Source organism: Halobacillus mangrovi, assembly GCF_002097535.1.
Classification (GTDB): Bacteria; Bacillota; Bacilli; order Bacillales; family Halobacillaceae; genus Halobacillus; species Halobacillus mangrovi_A.
Window position 1 is genome coordinate 700,434 of the sequence record NZ_CP020772.1, and the last position, 15,646, is coordinate 716,079.

Consider the following 15,646-nt stretch of genomic DNA (forward strand, 5'->3'; position numbering starts at 1 on the left):
TTTCCGTTGCCCTAAGTAGAATTTGGAGGTCGGAGAAATCACTCGCTTTCCGTGGGCATGTGCTGAGCCTCCTCGAGCTAAAGCTCTCCGGGGTCTCACCTATCATGTTCATCCCACAGGAGTCTCGCAATTTCTCCGACCCCCTTACGGTTATTGGGAGTAACGGACACGTTATTGGTGCCAGAAATCTATCTGTAATTTAGGAAATTAGAGTCTCCTTACTCCTATTAAACGGGGCCGTTCATTACAATCCTATTCCTTATCACGTAACTGCCCTAGAATATCGAAACTGAGCCTTCAGGATAAGGGGGTTTTTATGGAAAAGGGGATTTCGGATTTTTATAAGTTTCTACATATCAATTAATAAAGGCTTTTGTGATATCATGAGGAAAGATTCTTGTTAAAGGATGAGCGAAATGAGTTTATTATCAGTTAATCATATAAGCAAAAGTTATGGAGATAAAGATCTTTTCAATGATTTATCCTTTACGATTGCCAATAACCAGCGAATTGGATTAATCGGAGTAAATGGTACAGGTAAATCAACTTTATTAAAGGTACTCGCTGGAATAGAAAAAGGGGATACAGGCGAGCTTGAGCACGCAAAAGATTTTACCGTGGAGTACTTACCTCAGGAGCCAGATCTAGATGAGAACAAAACGGTGCTTGAGCAAATCTACTATGGAGAAACTGAAATCATGAAAGTCATGAGACAGTATGAACAAGTCCTTGTAGAGCTCGCTGAGAAACCTGAAGACCCCGATGTGCAAAACCGCATGCTGGCTTTACAGCAGAAGATGGATGAAACAGATGCGTGGGAAGCTAATACAGTAGCAAAGACTGTTTTATCAAAACTAGGAATTGAAGATTACCAGAAAAAAGTAAGCTCATTATCAGGCGGGCAAAAGAAAAGGGTAGCGATCGCTCAAGCCCTTATTCAGCCAGCTGATTTGCTTCTATTAGATGAGCCTACCAACCATTTGGATAATGAAACAATTGAATGGTTAGAGGAATACCTTGCTTCCTACAAAGGGGCACTTATGGTAGTTACGCATGACCGCTATTTCTTGAATCGGGTCACCAACCTGATCTATGAACTCGATAGAGGGAACTTATATATCTATGAAGGAAACTATGAGACCTTCTTAGAAAAGAAAGCAGAGCGTGAAGAGCAGGAGCGACAAGCTGAAATGAAACACCGCAATACATTAAAGCGGGAGTTGGCCTGGTTGAAAGCGGGCGTGAAAGCAAGAACGACGAAGCAAAAAGCAAGGATCCAGCGGGTTGAAGCAATGAAGGACAAAAGCTTTGAAACCAATAAGGAAAATGTCGACATGGCGATAGGGTCGACAAGGCTTGGAAATCAAGTCATTGAACTCGAAGGAGTTTCCAAATCCTTTGGCGGCCAGGCATTAATCAAAGACTTCAATTATTTAGTCGTTCCGGGAGAACGGTTAGGTATTATCGGTCCTAATGGATCCGGAAAAACGACATTATTAAATATAATGGCCGAACGCGTGAATCCAGATGAGGGGCAAATGAACATTGGCTCTACAGTTAAGATTGGCTATTACACGCAAGATCATGAAGAAATAGATGGTTCGTTAAAAGTAATTGAATACATCAAAGAAGTAGCTGAAGTTATTTCAACAGCTGATGGGGAAGAAATTACAGCAGAGCAAATGCTGGAACGCTTTTTATTCCCACGACCGCAGCAATGGACGTATATTAAACGGTTATCTGGAGGAGAACGCCGCCGTTTATATTTGCTGCGTGTGTTGATGAGTGAGCCGAATGTGTTGTTTTTAGATGAGCCGACCAACGATTTAGATACAGAAACACTTAGTGTGTTAGAAGATTATCTAGACCAATTTCCGGGGGTTGTTATAACAGTCTCTCACGATCGCTACTTTCTCGATCGCGTAGTGGATCGCCTGCTAGCGTTTGAAAAAGAAGAAATCAGACGGTTCTATGGGAATTACTCTGAGTATTTGGAAAAACGTAAGGAAGAAGAGAAGGCGATTCAAGTAGAAAAGAAGTCAGTTTCTGCTCAAGAAGCGACAAGAAGATCAAATCGTAAACGGAAACTTTCCTATCGTGAAAAACAGGAATGGGATACGATCGAGGATGAGATTGCTTCATTAGAAGAGAAGCTGGAAGCAGTAAGTGAAGAGATTTCTGAAGCTGCCAGCGATTTTGATAAAGTTCAAGAGCTGTATAAAAAGCAAGAAGAACTTGAAAAGCAGCTTGAGGCTAAGATGGAACGCTGGGAAGAATTATCGTTAATTGTCGAAGAAATGGAGAATAATGAGTAGTGGGAGCTTGGGTTTACCCGGGCTCTTTTTTTGTTAAAGTAAGTCAATTATGGAATAATGAATACGGATACACAACAAAAAACGGGAGGAACAATCATGAAATTTCCAAGTCAAGAGAAGCTTGATAAATACGCTGATTTAGCATTGAAGACGGGAGTGAACTTACAAAAAGGTCAGAAGTTGATGATCAACTCCACAATCGAAGGTGCTGAATTCACACGTGTGATTGCTAAGAGAGCTTATGAGATGGGAGCGAAGGATGTACATATTAACTGGGGAGATGACGCTTTAACCCGGATGAAATATGAATACGTCGATCAGGATACCCTTTCAGAAGTACCTGAGTGGCAGCGCCAGCAGTACACGTATTTTGCCGAGGAAGGGGCAGCAATTCTATCCGTTAGATCAACGGATCCGGATCTTCTAAAAGGGATTGATGCTGGTAAAGTTGCAGCAGCGACCAAAGCGAGATCAGAAGCGATGTCTAAGTTCCGTCAGTACACGATGAACGACCGAATTCAATGGTCGATTGTCAGTATTCCAATCCCTGCTTGGGCACAGAAGATTTTCCCGAATGAAAACGGGGAAGATGCTGTAGAAAAACTATGGGATCAAATTTTCAGTATCGTCCGTGTTGATCGTGAGGATCCTATTGCTGCCTGGGAAGAGCACAATAAAACATTGATCAAAGCTCGTGAGTATTTGAATAAAAAGCAGTACAGCAAGCTGATTTATAAAGCTCCAGGAACAGATTTAGAAGTGGATCTTCCGAAAGGCCACATTTGGAAAGGCGGACCTGCCAAAACGGAAAAAGAAGGTATTCAGTTCAACCCGAACATGCCAACAGAAGAGGTCTTTACAGCTCCTCATAAGTACGGAGTGAACGGAAAAGTGTCCAGCACCAAACCGTTAAATTATGGCGGTAATGTGATTGATAACTTTACTCTGACATTTGAAGAAGGGAAAGTCGTTGACTTCACTGCTGAGGAAGGGGAGGAGACGATGAAACACTTGCTTGAAACCGATGAAGGCTCTCGTCGTCTTGGAGAACTTGCCCTTGTACCACATGAGTCTCCAATTTCTCAGTCGGGATTAATTTTTTATAACACGCTTTATGACGAGAATGCTTCTTGTCACTTGGCACTAGGAAAAGCTTATCCGAATAACATGACAGGCGGTTCGGATATGAATGAAGAAGAACTTGATAAAAACGGAATCAACGACAGCTTATCACACGTTGATTTTATGATGGGCTCTGCTGAGCTTGATATTGATGGAGTGTTGGAGGATGGAACAGAAGAACCAGTGATGCGTAAGGGAAGCTGGGCCATCTCTTTTGACGAATAAATAGAAAAAGGCTGCTAAGCATTGACTTAGCAGCCTTTTTAAATGGTTATCTAGGCATAAACAAGCGTTTGATCAATTTCTTTTGGTTCAGTTTTTTCAGGTGATTGACCGTCTTTAATGAAGTACACCTCATACCATGTTAAAAATACGTACACCGTCCATATATATCGATGATGGTTCTTTCGGCCCTCGTAATGCTCATTTAAATAACGCAGCAGCTCTTCGGTGTGGAAAAATTGGGAGGCTGTCTCTGATAAAAAGAGTTCTTTGACGTGCCGGAAATATTTTTCCTGACGCATCCAGTGCCTGATCGGAACAGGGAAACCAACTTTCGGGCGGTTAGCCCATTCATCGGGCAGGATCGATTTGGCTGCTTGTCTCAAAGCATACTTTGTATCCTTTTGATTTGCTCTGAGAGAAGGATGAAGGTCACCGGCTACTTCCATCACTTTTTTATCAAGAAAAGGTACGCGCAGCTCAAGGGAATGGGCATTACTCATTTTGTCGGCCTTTTGTAAAATATCGCCCGGCAGCCAGTGATTAATATCAGCGTACTGCATTTTTGTGCTTTCATTGGCTTTTGCTACTCTTTTATAAGTAGATGAGAGAATTCCTGCAGGTGTCTGATCGTTATAAAACGGTTGTTTCAATACTTTTTTAGCATCCTCATCAGTAAATACTTTAGCCTGACCTATGAATTTTTCTTCCACTTTTTGTCCGCCCTTGGTCAGGAAGTTCGTCATTTTGTTAGATGGAAGGTGCGAGCATACTTTAGAAACCACTCTTCTGACAGGGAAAGGTATTTTCTCATAGGCTTTTTGCTTGGAGCTGATTTGATACCAGTCATATCCGCCGAATAGTTCATCGGCACCTTCACCGGAAAGAACGACTGTTACATGCTGACTTGCCAATTCAGCTAAAAAATAGAGCGGAACAGATGACAGGTTAGCATGGGGTTCGTCCATATGGTATTGGATTTTAGGAATTTTCTCAAAAAATTCTTCACCTGAAATCAACCGTTTATGATTTTGAATAGTTAACTGCTCCGACAAATCCTCTGCCAAATTGGTCTCATTAAAAATTCCTTCATGCTGTTTAAAGCCAACAGAAAATGTGTTTTCTGGTTTAAGCAGAGTCGTCACGTAGCTGGAGTCAATCCCCCCTGACAGGAAGGAACCTACTTTTACATCACTTATTCTGTGATAGCGAACGGAGTCTTCCATAATCTCATTGATGGAGGCGACTGCGTCTTTCAATGCCTTCGTATTCTCAGAGTAATCAGCATCCCAATAGCGATAGAAATCGAACTGGCCATTTTTATAGACCATATAATGGCCGGGCGGCAATTTGTACACTCCTTTAAAGAATGTCTCATCCAGGGCAGAGTATTGGAAAGTAAGAAAAGGTTTAAGGGCCTTCTCGTTAAACTCTTTCATAAAAGTAGGGCAGGACAAGAAAGACTTTATCTCAGAACCGAATAAGAAAGTCCCATCATCCGTATGATTCGTATAATATAGCGGCTTAATTCCGAAAGGGTCTCTTGCTAAGAACAATTCCTCTGTATCTCTGTCCCATATAGCGAACGCGTACATCCCACGAAGTTTCTGAAGAATATCAGCGCCATACTCCTCATAGCCATGCAGGACGACTTCGCTGTCCGTGTGACTTTGGAATTCATGACCGCGGGCAACTAAAGTGTCTTTGAGACTATGAAAGTTGTAAATTTCTCCATTAAAAATTAAAATAAAACGCCCGTTTTCGCAAAACATAGGCTGATTGGCATTCTTGCTCATATCGATTATGCTCAACCGGCGGAAGCCTAAACCAACTTTTTCATCGTTATAATATTCACCATCATCCGGTCCCCGGTGGTGGATTCTTTCCATCATATCTTTAATGACCTTCGTTTCATACGGATGATTTTTATGTACATATCCAACAATTCCACACATAGTTAACCTCCTATATTATTATTCTAGAAAAATTAAGGGGAGTCCTCTCAGTCTTTGCAGTGGACTCCTGTCTTAATCAATGATTACCAGCGAACATCAATGCCTTCAAACTGCAATTTTTCATAATCGGTAACAATGGATTTATCCAATCTAACAATATTTAAAGATTTTAACTTAAGAATGTCGTCCGCATTTCCACGGAAGGAAGAGTCTTGAATGTTTAAATAGCGGACTTGCTGCAATCCTTCAGCTACATTACTTAAGTCATCTAATGTCGGACCGATAAACGTCACTTGTTCTAGATGAGGAATCCCTTTTAATAATTCACCAGAAACCTTAACCTGATTTAACGTCAATTTCCTTAAGTTTTTCATAGAACGGAACACTTCTGGGTCACTTGCCCAGTCATAGATACCGTTTAAATTAGATGCGTCTATTTTTAGTTCTTCTAATTCTAATAAGTCGCTTTTTGTTAAAGATTCAGGGTTTTTATCTAATGATTGGGCAATAGATTCCTGGACTAACGGTTGCATTTCAACAGGTTGGTTGGAACCGATGACTTTCTCAAAGTCTTGATGTAGTCCATTAGTAGTGTATCTCTCTTGGATTAACTGTTCTTTGTCTTGTGAGAGGTACGTAATAGTAGCGGATGAATGTACTTCTCCACGTTTGATCCTTAGAAAAACCCCTAATTCTTCTCTTTGAAAATGCTCAATAGAAGGTATATTTCCTCTTGAAAGTGTATTTGAGTAATTAAAATTATCTCCTTTTAAGAAAATATAATCTCCTGTAGACATATATCCATCAATTTCATCAACTCCAGGTCCATCCGGTCCTCTAGTTTGTGTCACTTCTTCTCCTAATTCCCTTAAAGTTTGAGCTGTTTCTGGACTAAAGTGATATGTTTTAATTAAATTTTTAATCTCTTCAACGATCTCTTTAACTTCATCAGTAGGTGACTCCTCTGGAGCGGGAGGCGGAACATCTTCAAGCTTTTGCTCAGGTGTATCTGCAGGGTTCTCAAAAGGATTTCCCGAGTTTATAAAATAAACGGACCCGCTGATTAACAGGAATACAAGCAGAACTGACATAACTTGAGGGACGGCCGGCATCCAGCGACGCTTTGGTTTACGACGATTTTCATAAAAGCGGCGCCGATCAGCTTCTGTAAATAATGGGGTTTTACTGATTTTACGGTCGATCGCCTCTTTTATTTTTTTATTATCCAAGGGTCCATTCCCCCTCATGCACGTGTTTTTTCAACATTTTTCTGGCCCGCTGCATACGACTTTTGATAGTTGAAATCGGTGTGTTTGTTACATCAGCGATTTCTTGATGAGTCATATTTTGTTGAAAGGTTAGTATCATTACTTCTCTGTACTTAATTGGCAGATTTAAAATCGCATCGGCAATTTCATCCCATTGTTCCTTCTGTATCACAGTAGCCTCAAGCTGGTACGTGTCTTTCTGATCAAACCATTGATCTTTGACCAGTTTGATTCGGTGAAGAGGAGAGCGTAAATAATCTTTGCAGCGGTTGATTGCTATTCTTATAGCCCAGGTTTTCAGCTGTGATTGTCCATTGAATTGATCCCATTTCCGGTAGATCAATATCAGTACTTCTTGAAAAAGATCATCGGTGGTGTGATGGTTTTTTACATACGTATATATAGTTCGTTTTAATGCTTCACCATAGTGGTGCATAATGTATTCAACTGCTTCATCATTCGTTAAGTCGACTTGTGTATTTCCGGTCACCGGGCTTTCTCTCCTTTCTTCACTAATTTGACGGTTTAGAGAAGGGAATGGTCCCCAATCGGCTCATAATATTTTAAAAACTTTTGGTTAAGGGGAATGTAGAGGGTAAGAGAGAGGTGGTGGAGTCATGGTTTATGATGTGGGAATCGTTGGAGCAGGCTTCGGTGGATTAGCTGCAGCTGCCGAGCTCTCAAGAAAAGGGTTAAATGTACTAGTTTTAGAAGCTTCCAACGAGCTTGGAGGCAGTGCAGGTAAGTATGAACGCGAGAGGTATCGGTTCCAATCCGGTGCTACAGTTGGGATGGGGTTTGAACCAGGTGGTGTATTTGACCAACTGTATAAGAACCTCGATCTAAAAACCCCAGCGATGAAACTGTTGAATCCAATTATGGAGATTCATATGCCTGATCGAACGATTCACTATTATCGCGATCGGAATCAATGGTATAACGAAATCCAAAGGAATTTTCCAGAGGTTTCAAATGAGATAAAGACTTTCTATGAAGAAATATTTAAAGTTGGAGAAATGGTTGATCGCTTAGTGGAAAAGTTACCGATATTTCCACCGAAAACAATGAGAGACTGGCTTACTCTTCCTTCCTTAATGAATCAAGAATCCATCAGGCTTATCCCATTTCTCATGCAGACCGTAGAAGACCGTTTAAAGAAATACCAGCTTCATCATTATCATTTGTTTAAGACATTTCTTAATGGAGAGTTAATGGACAGTGTCCAAACAAGTGTGGATCGGTGTCCAGCCTTTCTTGGGTATGCGGCTTTACAAACTTTTCATAAAGGTGCTTATGCCGTCCACGGGGGCCTGGCAACGGTTGCAGAACAATTGGCAGATTATATTAAAGGGTGTGGGAACGAAGTAAAGCTTCGACACCCTGTCCACCTTGTTGATAAAGAGGGTGGAACTTTTCGATTGCATACAAAACGAAAGAAAATTTATGAAGTCAAAAGAGTGATACTAAATAATTCGGTCCATAATTTCCATGATACGTTATCTCCAAAATTAGGTAAACATTCCTATATTAAAGAACAAAAGGAAATGAAGCGAGAGTCATGGGGAGCGTTTATCATTCATGCGGGTGTAGACCAAAGCGTGTTTGAATCCACTGATGTTTTGTACCATCAGTTCATTGATCCGCACCACCCTGAAGAATTGCATGACGGTGGTCAATTTTTAATGTCGCTTTCTGATCCTGTTGATCAGAAAATGGCTCCGGAGGGAAAGAGGTCACTCACAATATCTACCCATACTTCTATTCGTCAGTGGTGGGAAGCGGAGGATTACAATATTAAAAAAGAAAGGATGAAAGAACGTCTTATTCAGACTGTCGACCATTACTTTCCTGGATTCTCCAACCATTTGGATATTGTTCTCCCTGGTACTCCAGTTACTTTCGAAAAATGGTTACGAAGAAAGCAAGGAAAAGTAGGTGGCTATGCGCCGAAGGGAAGCTACAGCTGGCTGAATAGCTACTCCATACGAACAGGGATCGATGGTGTTCTGCAATGTGGGGATACTGTATTCCCAGGGGCAGGGACACTTGGTGTCACACTTTCAGGCTTAATGGTAGCTAAAGAGCTTACGAAATGATTGAATTCGCAGGAGTTCGGGAAGAAGATATATAAGAATAACATTAAAGGAGAGATCGATGTGCCAGGTCCAGAAAATGAACTCGTCGGTTTCCAAGCCAATCCAAACGAATTTGGTAAATGTGGAAACTGCGGGAAATTATTAACGACGAAAAAAGAAGAAGGACTGAAGTTATGTAAAGAATGTCAGAAGAGACATAAAGACAAAGAGGTAGAGTATGATGAAGGAGAATAAATTGAAAATGTAGGGTCACGCTCTCAAAACGGGCGTGATTTTTTTATGTAGTAAAGATTGCCACGGTTAATAACTACATAGAATTTTCTGCAATTTAGTAATGGAAGACTCGATTTAAGCTGCTTTTATTAAGAGGAACTAATAAAGCCGCTCTCTAAATACTGAAACTCGATTGAGTAGGTTCGTTAAGCTATTGAAAGCTGGGGTGGATGGAAAATGACGAGACCTCCCGTGGGAGAAGGACTTAGGCAAGACCCCCCAGTGAGCGAAGCGAACGAGGACTTGCCAGTTCCTCCACAGGAAAGCGAGTTATTTTCCATCCACCCCTCACACTATTAAAGGTAAGAACCCAAGATATATCCAACTAGATAATGATCTCGAATTCAAGTCCTCAGGATAAGGAGGCATATTTCGTAAGCAGGTAGTTGCTATATCGGTTATTTATTAACACAAAAAATACAAAATTAAAGTAAAAAATATGAATGGTGGGTAAACTTTACACTTTACAGCATAATAAGAGCAGTGTTATGGTCTCTAAATGTGCCAAAAACACATGATTACATTTAAAGGAGTTATTTATGAATAACAAGCATACAGGGCGAATTGATTGGCCCGTCTTCGCTATCAGCGGAGGATTATTAGTACTTTTTGTATTTTTTGCCCTTATTGATATTAGTTTAATTGAAACAATCGTCAACAAGAGCTTTGGCTGGTCTGCTAAATACTTCGGAGCATTCTGGCAAATACTCATGCTAGCCACATTTTTTGTAGGCATTGGCCTGGCCTTCTCTAAATATGGAAGAGTCAAAATGGGAAATATGGAGAAACCTGAAATCAGCCTTTACAAATGGCTGTCCATCATCATGGCTACCTTGCTTGCCGGTGGAGGAGTATTCTGGGCGGCAGCTGAGCCGATGTACCACTTTTTAACGGTGCCTCCACATCAATCAGGCATTGAAGCGGGTACAAAAGCAGCGATTAACCCTGCACTCGCTCAAAGCTTTATGCACTGGGGATTCTTAGCATGGGCGATCCTTGGTACGATCAGTGCTGTTGTGATGATGTATGGACATTATCATAAAGGCATGCCAATGAAACCACGGACTTTGCTGTATCCTATTTTCGGTGAGAAGCTGAGAAGCAGCTGGCTAGGGACATTAATTGATGCTTTCTCTGTCATTGCCGTTGCAGCCGGAACCATAGGACCGATCGGATTCCTTGGCCTCCAGGCTAGTTATGGTCTTCAAGAAATCTTTGGCATTCCGAATCAGTTCAGCACACAATTTACGATCATCTTTGCGGTGGTGCTGATCTCAACGATTTCGGCTGTAACAGGTTTGTACAAAGGGATTCAATATCTAAGTAGTTTTAATGTACGTTTAGCCATTGCGCTGATGGCCTTTATTGTTATTTTTGGACCGGGTGGATTTATTATTGATCATTTTCTATCTGGATTTGGTTACTATGTAGATCAGTTCATCCCTATGAGTACTTTCCGTGGAGACGCTGGCTGGTTGTCCGGTTGGACCGTATTCTTCTGGGGATGGTTTATTGGTTATGGTCCAATGATGGCTATCCTTGTCAGTCGTATTTCCAGAGGGCGTACCATTCGTGAAATCATTGTCGCCGTTTCTATATTTGCACCAGTGATTTCTACGTTCTGGTTTACCGTTTTAGGCGGTTCAGGGATTTTCTTTGAGCTAAATAATCCAGGTTCTGTTTCTGAGGCCTTGAATGCAGCAGGTAACCCTGCAGCGATGTTTGCGATAACAGAGCAATTCCCGTTGGCTTCTGTCATTTCACCGCTGTTCTTGATTTTGACAATCTTGTTTGTGGTGACAACAAGTGATTCGATGTCCTATACAATCGCCATGGCTGTGACAGGGGAAGGAAACCCGAAGAAATGGCTTCGTATTTTCTGGGCAGTCTTAATGGGATCTGTAGCCGTGATCCTTCTTATCACAGGGGACAGTGGAATTACACAGCTGCAAAACTTTATTGTTGTAACTGCTGTACCTGTATCCATTCTCCTTCTTCCAATGATCTGGTTAGCTCCACGAGTAGCGAAGGAAATGGCAATAAAACAAGAAATGACTGATAAAAAATAAGACGATTGGCGCTTGAGGCGCCAATCGTTTTATTTTTGCTTTAATATCGCTCGAACAGGGCTGCCGTCCGCTTCATCCATCTTCAATGGAAATGCCATCAGCTCATAAGCACCTGGTGCGACATGGTCCATCTGCAATCCTTCCAATATTAATAAATCATGCTTATATAAGGAATGATGGGCAGGGAGGTCTTTACTTGTTTCCGGGTCTACAGAGGGAGTATCAACTCCAATCAGATCAATGCCCTTGTCGTATAGAAATTCGGCTACATCTTCACCAATCACCGTGTAAGATTGAGGGAATTGTTTTCGGTCTTCCCAACTCTTTGTCCGAAAAAGGACTTTGGTAACTCCATTAAACTGAAAAGATTGGAGGTCTTTTTTTCTGATCACTTTCTTGTTCTCCATGTTAATAACTAAGGCTTCACCGATAAAACGTTCAGGTGGAAGGTCGGCCACTTTCAATCCCTCGTTATCATAATGAAACGGGGCGTCTATATGTGTGCCGGTATGGTTGCTGGCCGTAAATTGGCCGATATTCACAGACTCAGTCTCTTCAATAGACATTGTCAATTTATAATGAAACGGTTCGTCTCCTGGCCACTCTGGTGTTTGATTATTCAGATGCATAGAGATATCGATTAGTTTCATTCTAGAAACCTCCTTAAGCTATGATCCCACGTTCATTTTTAAATCGTTTATGCTTTTCGTTTTCCATAATACCTTTAAGAATTAAGGTTACATCATAAACATCTTCAAATGAGATGTAGAGCGCGATTGGGGCAAGGCGGATGACATTTGGAGAGCGAAAATCAGGAATAACATTTTCTTCTTTCAAGGCTTTACATATACTTGCTGCTTCTGGATGAAGTAAACAAATATGCCCGCCTCGCCGTTCATCTTCCAGCGGATTCGCTAACTGAAACCCATAATCCGGAAGCTCCTGATGAATCAAGTTCATCATCATGCGGGTGAGTGCTAAGGACTTCTCGCGGATTGATTTTATGCCTGCTTCATGGAAAATTTCCAGAGAACCAAGAAGCGGAGCAGAACTTAGAATATGTGGCGTCCCCATCTGATAAGCACCGGCTGTTTCTGCTGGTGTTAATTCATGCTCCATATCAAATTGCTTTTCTTTTTTTGAGCTGAACCAACCTGCTAAACCTGGTTTCTTTCCTAAGTGCTTCTCATGGACATACAATCCACCGACTCCGCCAGGGCCGCTGTTCAAATATTTATAAGTGCACCAAACAGCAAAGTCGACGTCCCAATCATTCAAGTGGTGGGGAAGAGCGCCTATGGAGTGGGCCAAGTCGAATCCAACAATAATTCCCTGGTCATGCGCCGCCTTTGTTATTTTTTCTATATCAAGAAGCTGCCCACTCCTGTAAAGCACGGAAGGGAGCAGGAGGAGAGCGACTTCTTCATCCATCTGAGCGATAATATTATCTTCTGATAAGGTATATCCATCCTGACTCTCGACTTGAATTAAATGCGCGGATGGCTGCAACCCATGGAGGTCAATCTGGCTTTTCAGAGCATATATATCTGAAGGGAAATTGAGTTCATCAGCTATAATTTTCGTTCGCTTTCCATCTGGTTTATAAAAGGAAGCCAACAGTTGATGAAGATTCGCGGTAATCGAGCCGGTATTAATGACTTCATGTGCTTTTGCCCCGATTAAGGGCGCCGTCATTTCTCCGATTTGCTCTGACATATAAAACCACGGCTGTTTTCCCTCCGTCCATCCATCAATGCCGTAAGTCTTCCAATCTTCCAAAGATGTCATCAGTGTTCTCTCCGCTCTTTTTGAAAGCAGACCTAGAGAATTTCCATCCATATAATAGGTAGAATCCTTCGTATAAAATTCACTTTTGTAAATGGATAGTTCATCAGTTCGATCGAGCTTTTTAGCAGTTTCTCTAGTGATTTTAGATTTCGTCATCCAATCCCTCCTGGTTTTATTATAAGGAAGCTATAGAGCTGCTAGCAAAGTTTTTATATGTTATATAAGATGGTGGGCAATAGTGAACATAAAGGAGCTATTTATCCGTAGGTTGAAATCTGTTGTGTTTTCTATTGAAAAAGCGCTGCTAGTAATGGCAGCGCTTTTGTTATCAAATCAATTCATGTTTAGAAAGCACAGCTTTAATAGTTGAGTACGTGTATTCCTCGGGCAGTCGTTCCTTCAAAGGTTTTAATTTCTTTTCCTCTAAGTCTTCGTAATGCTGCAGCACCGTATGCTCTTGATCTTCGCTGAACCATCTATTCCAGTTGAAGTCATCAATTTCGCGAGCTCGCCGTAATAAATGGCTTTCTACTGTTTGGGGGCTTAGTCCGCGATCTTTCGCGATTTCTTCGATGGATTTGTTCTCTTCATCCCAGAGTTGAAACGATATCACATGACTAGGTCTCTCATCAGACGGATCTTTTTTAGGTAAGGTGGAGGCAGGTGCTGGCCTCGAGGAGGGACTTGGCTTCCTTTCTGCCTGCTCGCTCCAAGGACGAATGATGGCCAGAAATTCTTCTCCATACTTTTCGAATTTCTGCTCTCCAACTCCTTTTATAGCCAGCATCTCTTGCTTATTTTCAGGAAGATAAGTAGAGAATTCTTTCAAGGTCGCATCAGAGAAGATTACATAAGGTGGAAGCCCCTTTTCGTCAGCTATCGCTTTCCTTAATGTCCGAAGCTCTTGGAAGTATTCTTCATTGTACGCTGCTTCCTGATGGGTAGTGGTCGCCTCTACTAACATAACTACCGGCTGTTCGCCTCTTAGGACAGCAACGGCCTCGTTGGAAAGCTTTAGTGTAGGATACCGTCCTTGACCAGGCGTCAGGTATCCTTCAGCCGTTAAGAAGTGAATGAACCTTTTCAGTTCTTTTTCGGTATAGTTAGACATAATCCCGTAAGTAGAGAGGGATTGGAATTGGAATTGCTTCACTTTCTGATCAGCAGATCCCTTTAACACTTTTGCCGTTAATCCCGCACCAAATCGTTCGCCCATTCGTTTCACACAAGATAAGACCATCTGGGCTTCTTTTGTCATATTCTGCTTTTCGCCTTCATACGTGCAATTTGAACATTTTCCACATGGCTCGGTTGGAGTAGGATCGTTAAAATATTCCAAAATGTACTGCTGCAAGCAAGTATGAGTATGACAGTAATTAATCATCGATTGTAACTTGGCGTATTCCTCTATCTTTTTATCCTCAGATGGAGATTGATCGATAAGAAAACGCTGTAGGTTGATGTCCTGGCTGGAAAATAACAGCACACAATCGCCTGGCTCTCCATCCCTTCCAGCACGTCCGGCTTCTTGATAATACGACTCGATATTCATCGGCATCGAGTAATGAATGACATACCGCACATTCGACTTGTCTATCCCCATTCCAAAAGCATTAGTAGCGACAATCGTTGTGATTTCATCTTGAACAAAATCCATTTGCACTTGCTTCCGCTGGTTTTCTGTCATTCCCGCATGATACCTTCCGATAGAAAAGCTTTTATTAGATAAGAATTGCTCTAGCTGGTCAGCATCTTTTCTTGTCGCCGTATAGATGATGCCAGACTCATTTGGTCTGCTTTCCAAGTACTCTTCAACGAAATCACGTTTATCTCTTCCTTTTATAATACGAAAAGATAAGTTATGGCGGGCAAATCCTGTGTTGACGACAGAGGTTTCGGGTACATCGATTAAATGTCTGATATCATTGATCACTTCCGGTGTCGCTGTTGCTGTCAAAGCCATAAAGACAGGAAGGTTCGGGATTTGTTTGAGTGTTGGAACTATAGACCTGTAGCTTGGCCTAAAATCGTGTCCCCATTGAGAGATACAGTGTGCTTCATCAAAGGCGATCAAAGAGAGCTGAATGCTTTGGATAGCTGAGAGAAAATGCCCGGAATCAAACCGTTCAGGCGCCACATAAACAAAATGGTAAGAGCCGTTGGCCATATCAAAAATTCGCTGTCGTTGTTCTTCCGTCGACAATGAGCTGTTGATATAGGTGGCTGGAATACCATAAGAATTCAAAGCATCTACCTGATCCTTCATAAGGGAAATCAGCGGGGAAATAATGATTGCTGTGCCAGGAAGCGCTAAACCTGGTATCTGATAGCAAAGAGATTTCCCTCCACCTGTAGGCATCACGGCCAATGTATTCTGAGCGTTTAATACTTGGCTTATCGCTTGTTCCTGACCCGGGCGGAAGGTAGAGAAGCCATAATATTGCTGCAAGAGTTGTTCAGCTTTTTCCATCATCTTGAGATCATCCTTTTATCTATGCTTGCTAAAGCTTACGTCTTTTCTAATCTTATCACGTTTGT

General features: G+C 41.7%; 11 protein-coding genes. 5 read left to right on the forward strand and 6 right to left on the reverse strand.

What is annotated here, in order from left to right; all coding sequences use genetic code 11:
- Window positions 1-416 precede the first annotated feature (416 nt).
- Together HM131_RS03545 and HM131_RS03550 are read left to right on the forward strand one after the other, a co-directional pair.
- Window positions 417-2,315, forward strand: a complete 1,899-nt coding sequence (locus HM131_RS03545; RefSeq protein ID WP_085028003.1) for an ABC-F family ATP-binding cassette domain-containing protein — start codon at window positions 417-419, stop codon at window positions 2,313-2,315.
- Window positions 2,316-2,411: 96 nt separating this feature from the next.
- A complete protein-coding gene (locus HM131_RS03550) occupies window positions 2,412-3,662 on the forward strand; it encodes an aminopeptidase (protein WP_085028005.1) in 1,251 nt (416 codons plus the stop codon).
- 50 nt (window positions 3,663-3,712) lie between these two features.
- Here HM131_RS03550 and asnB read toward each other — a convergent pair whose 3' ends face one another.
- The 3 genes from asnB to HM131_RS03565 all read right to left on the reverse strand — a co-directional run bounded on the left by asnB (window position 3,713) and on the right by HM131_RS03565 (window position 7,372).
- The gene (gene asnB, locus HM131_RS03555; RefSeq protein WP_085028007.1) at window positions 3,713-5,614 is read right to left on the reverse strand and encodes an asparagine synthase (glutamine-hydrolyzing); all 1,902 of its coding nucleotides are present in this window, start codon (window positions 5,612-5,614) and stop codon (window positions 3,713-3,715) included.
- A gap of 83 nt (window positions 5,615-5,697) precedes the next feature.
- A complete protein-coding gene (locus tag HM131_RS03560) occupies window positions 5,698-6,843 on the reverse strand; it encodes a leucine-rich repeat domain-containing protein (protein ID WP_085028009.1) in 1,146 nt (381 codons plus the stop codon).
- On the reverse strand, window positions 6,836-7,372 hold the full coding sequence (locus HM131_RS03565; RefSeq protein ID WP_085028011.1) for a sigma-70 family RNA polymerase sigma factor: 537 nt from the start codon (window positions 7,370-7,372) through the stop codon (window positions 6,836-6,838). The genes HM131_RS03560 and HM131_RS03565 overlap by 8 nt, the downstream gene beginning before the upstream one ends.
- Window positions 7,373-7,499: 127 nt before the next feature.
- On the opposite strand from HM131_RS03565, the gene HM131_RS03570 reads away from it, so the two are divergent.
- The 3 genes from HM131_RS03570 (at window position 7,500) to HM131_RS03575 (ending at window position 11,320) form a co-directional block, all read left to right on the forward strand.
- Window positions 7,500-8,978 (forward strand): phytoene desaturase family protein, encoded by a 1,479-nt coding sequence (locus HM131_RS03570; protein ID WP_085028013.1) that lies wholly within the window; start codon window positions 7,500-7,502, stop codon window positions 8,976-8,978.
- 60 nt (window positions 8,979-9,038) lie between these two features.
- Window positions 9,039-9,212 (forward strand): hypothetical protein, encoded by a 174-nt coding sequence (locus tag HM131_RS20875; RefSeq protein WP_198162711.1) that lies wholly within the window; start codon window positions 9,039-9,041, stop codon window positions 9,210-9,212.
- A gap of 578 nt (window positions 9,213-9,790) precedes the next feature.
- Window positions 9,791-11,320, forward strand: a complete 1,530-nt coding sequence (locus HM131_RS03575) for a BCCT family transporter (protein ID WP_085028015.1) — start codon at window positions 9,791-9,793, stop codon at window positions 11,318-11,320.
- 29 nt (window positions 11,321-11,349) lie between these two features.
- Here HM131_RS03575 and kynB read toward each other — a convergent pair whose 3' ends face one another.
- The 3 genes from kynB to recQ all read right to left on the reverse strand — a co-directional run bounded on the left by kynB (window position 11,350) and on the right by recQ (window position 15,581).
- On the reverse strand, window positions 11,350-11,970 hold the full coding sequence (gene kynB / locus HM131_RS03580) for an arylformamidase (protein WP_085028017.1): 621 nt from the start codon (window positions 11,968-11,970) through the stop codon (window positions 11,350-11,352).
- 13 nt (window positions 11,971-11,983) lie between these two features.
- Window positions 11,984-13,264, reverse strand: coding sequence for a kynureninase (gene kynU / locus HM131_RS03585; protein WP_085028019.1), 1,281 nt, complete (start codon window positions 13,262-13,264; stop codon window positions 11,984-11,986).
- 172 nt (window positions 13,265-13,436) lie between these two features.
- Window positions 13,437-15,581, reverse strand: coding sequence for a DNA helicase RecQ (recQ, locus tag HM131_RS03590; RefSeq protein WP_085028021.1), 2,145 nt, complete (start codon window positions 15,579-15,581; stop codon window positions 13,437-13,439).
- Between the last annotated feature and the right edge of the window lie 65 nt (window positions 15,582-15,646).

Bases quoted from the DNA above. Each gene is read 5' to 3' on its own strand.
- HM131_RS03545 (WP_085028003.1), top strand. From the start codon at position 417: ATGAGTTTATTATCAGTTAATCATATAAGCAAAAGTTATGGAGATAAA.
- HM131_RS03550 (WP_085028005.1), top strand. From the start codon at position 2,412: ATGAAATTTCCAAGTCAAGAGAAGCTTGATAAATACGCTGATTTAGCA.
- asnB (WP_085028007.1), bottom strand. From the start codon at position 5,614: ATGTGTGGAATTGTTGGATATGTACATAAAAATCATCCGTATGAAACG.
- HM131_RS03570 (WP_085028013.1), top strand. From the start codon at position 7,500: ATGGTTTATGATGTGGGAATCGTTGGAGCAGGCTTCGGTGGATTAGCT.
- HM131_RS03575 (WP_085028015.1), top strand. From the start codon at position 9,791: ATGAATAACAAGCATACAGGGCGAATTGATTGGCCCGTCTTCGCTATC.
- kynB (WP_085028017.1), bottom strand. From the start codon at position 11,970: ATGAAACTAATCGATATCTCTATGCATCTGAATAATCAAACACCAGAG.
- kynU (WP_085028019.1), bottom strand. From the start codon at position 13,264: ATGACGAAATCTAAAATCACTAGAGAAACTGCTAAAAAGCTCGATCGA.
- recQ (WP_085028021.1), bottom strand. From the start codon at position 15,581: ATGATGGAAAAAGCTGAACAACTCTTGCAGCAATATTATGGCTTCTCT.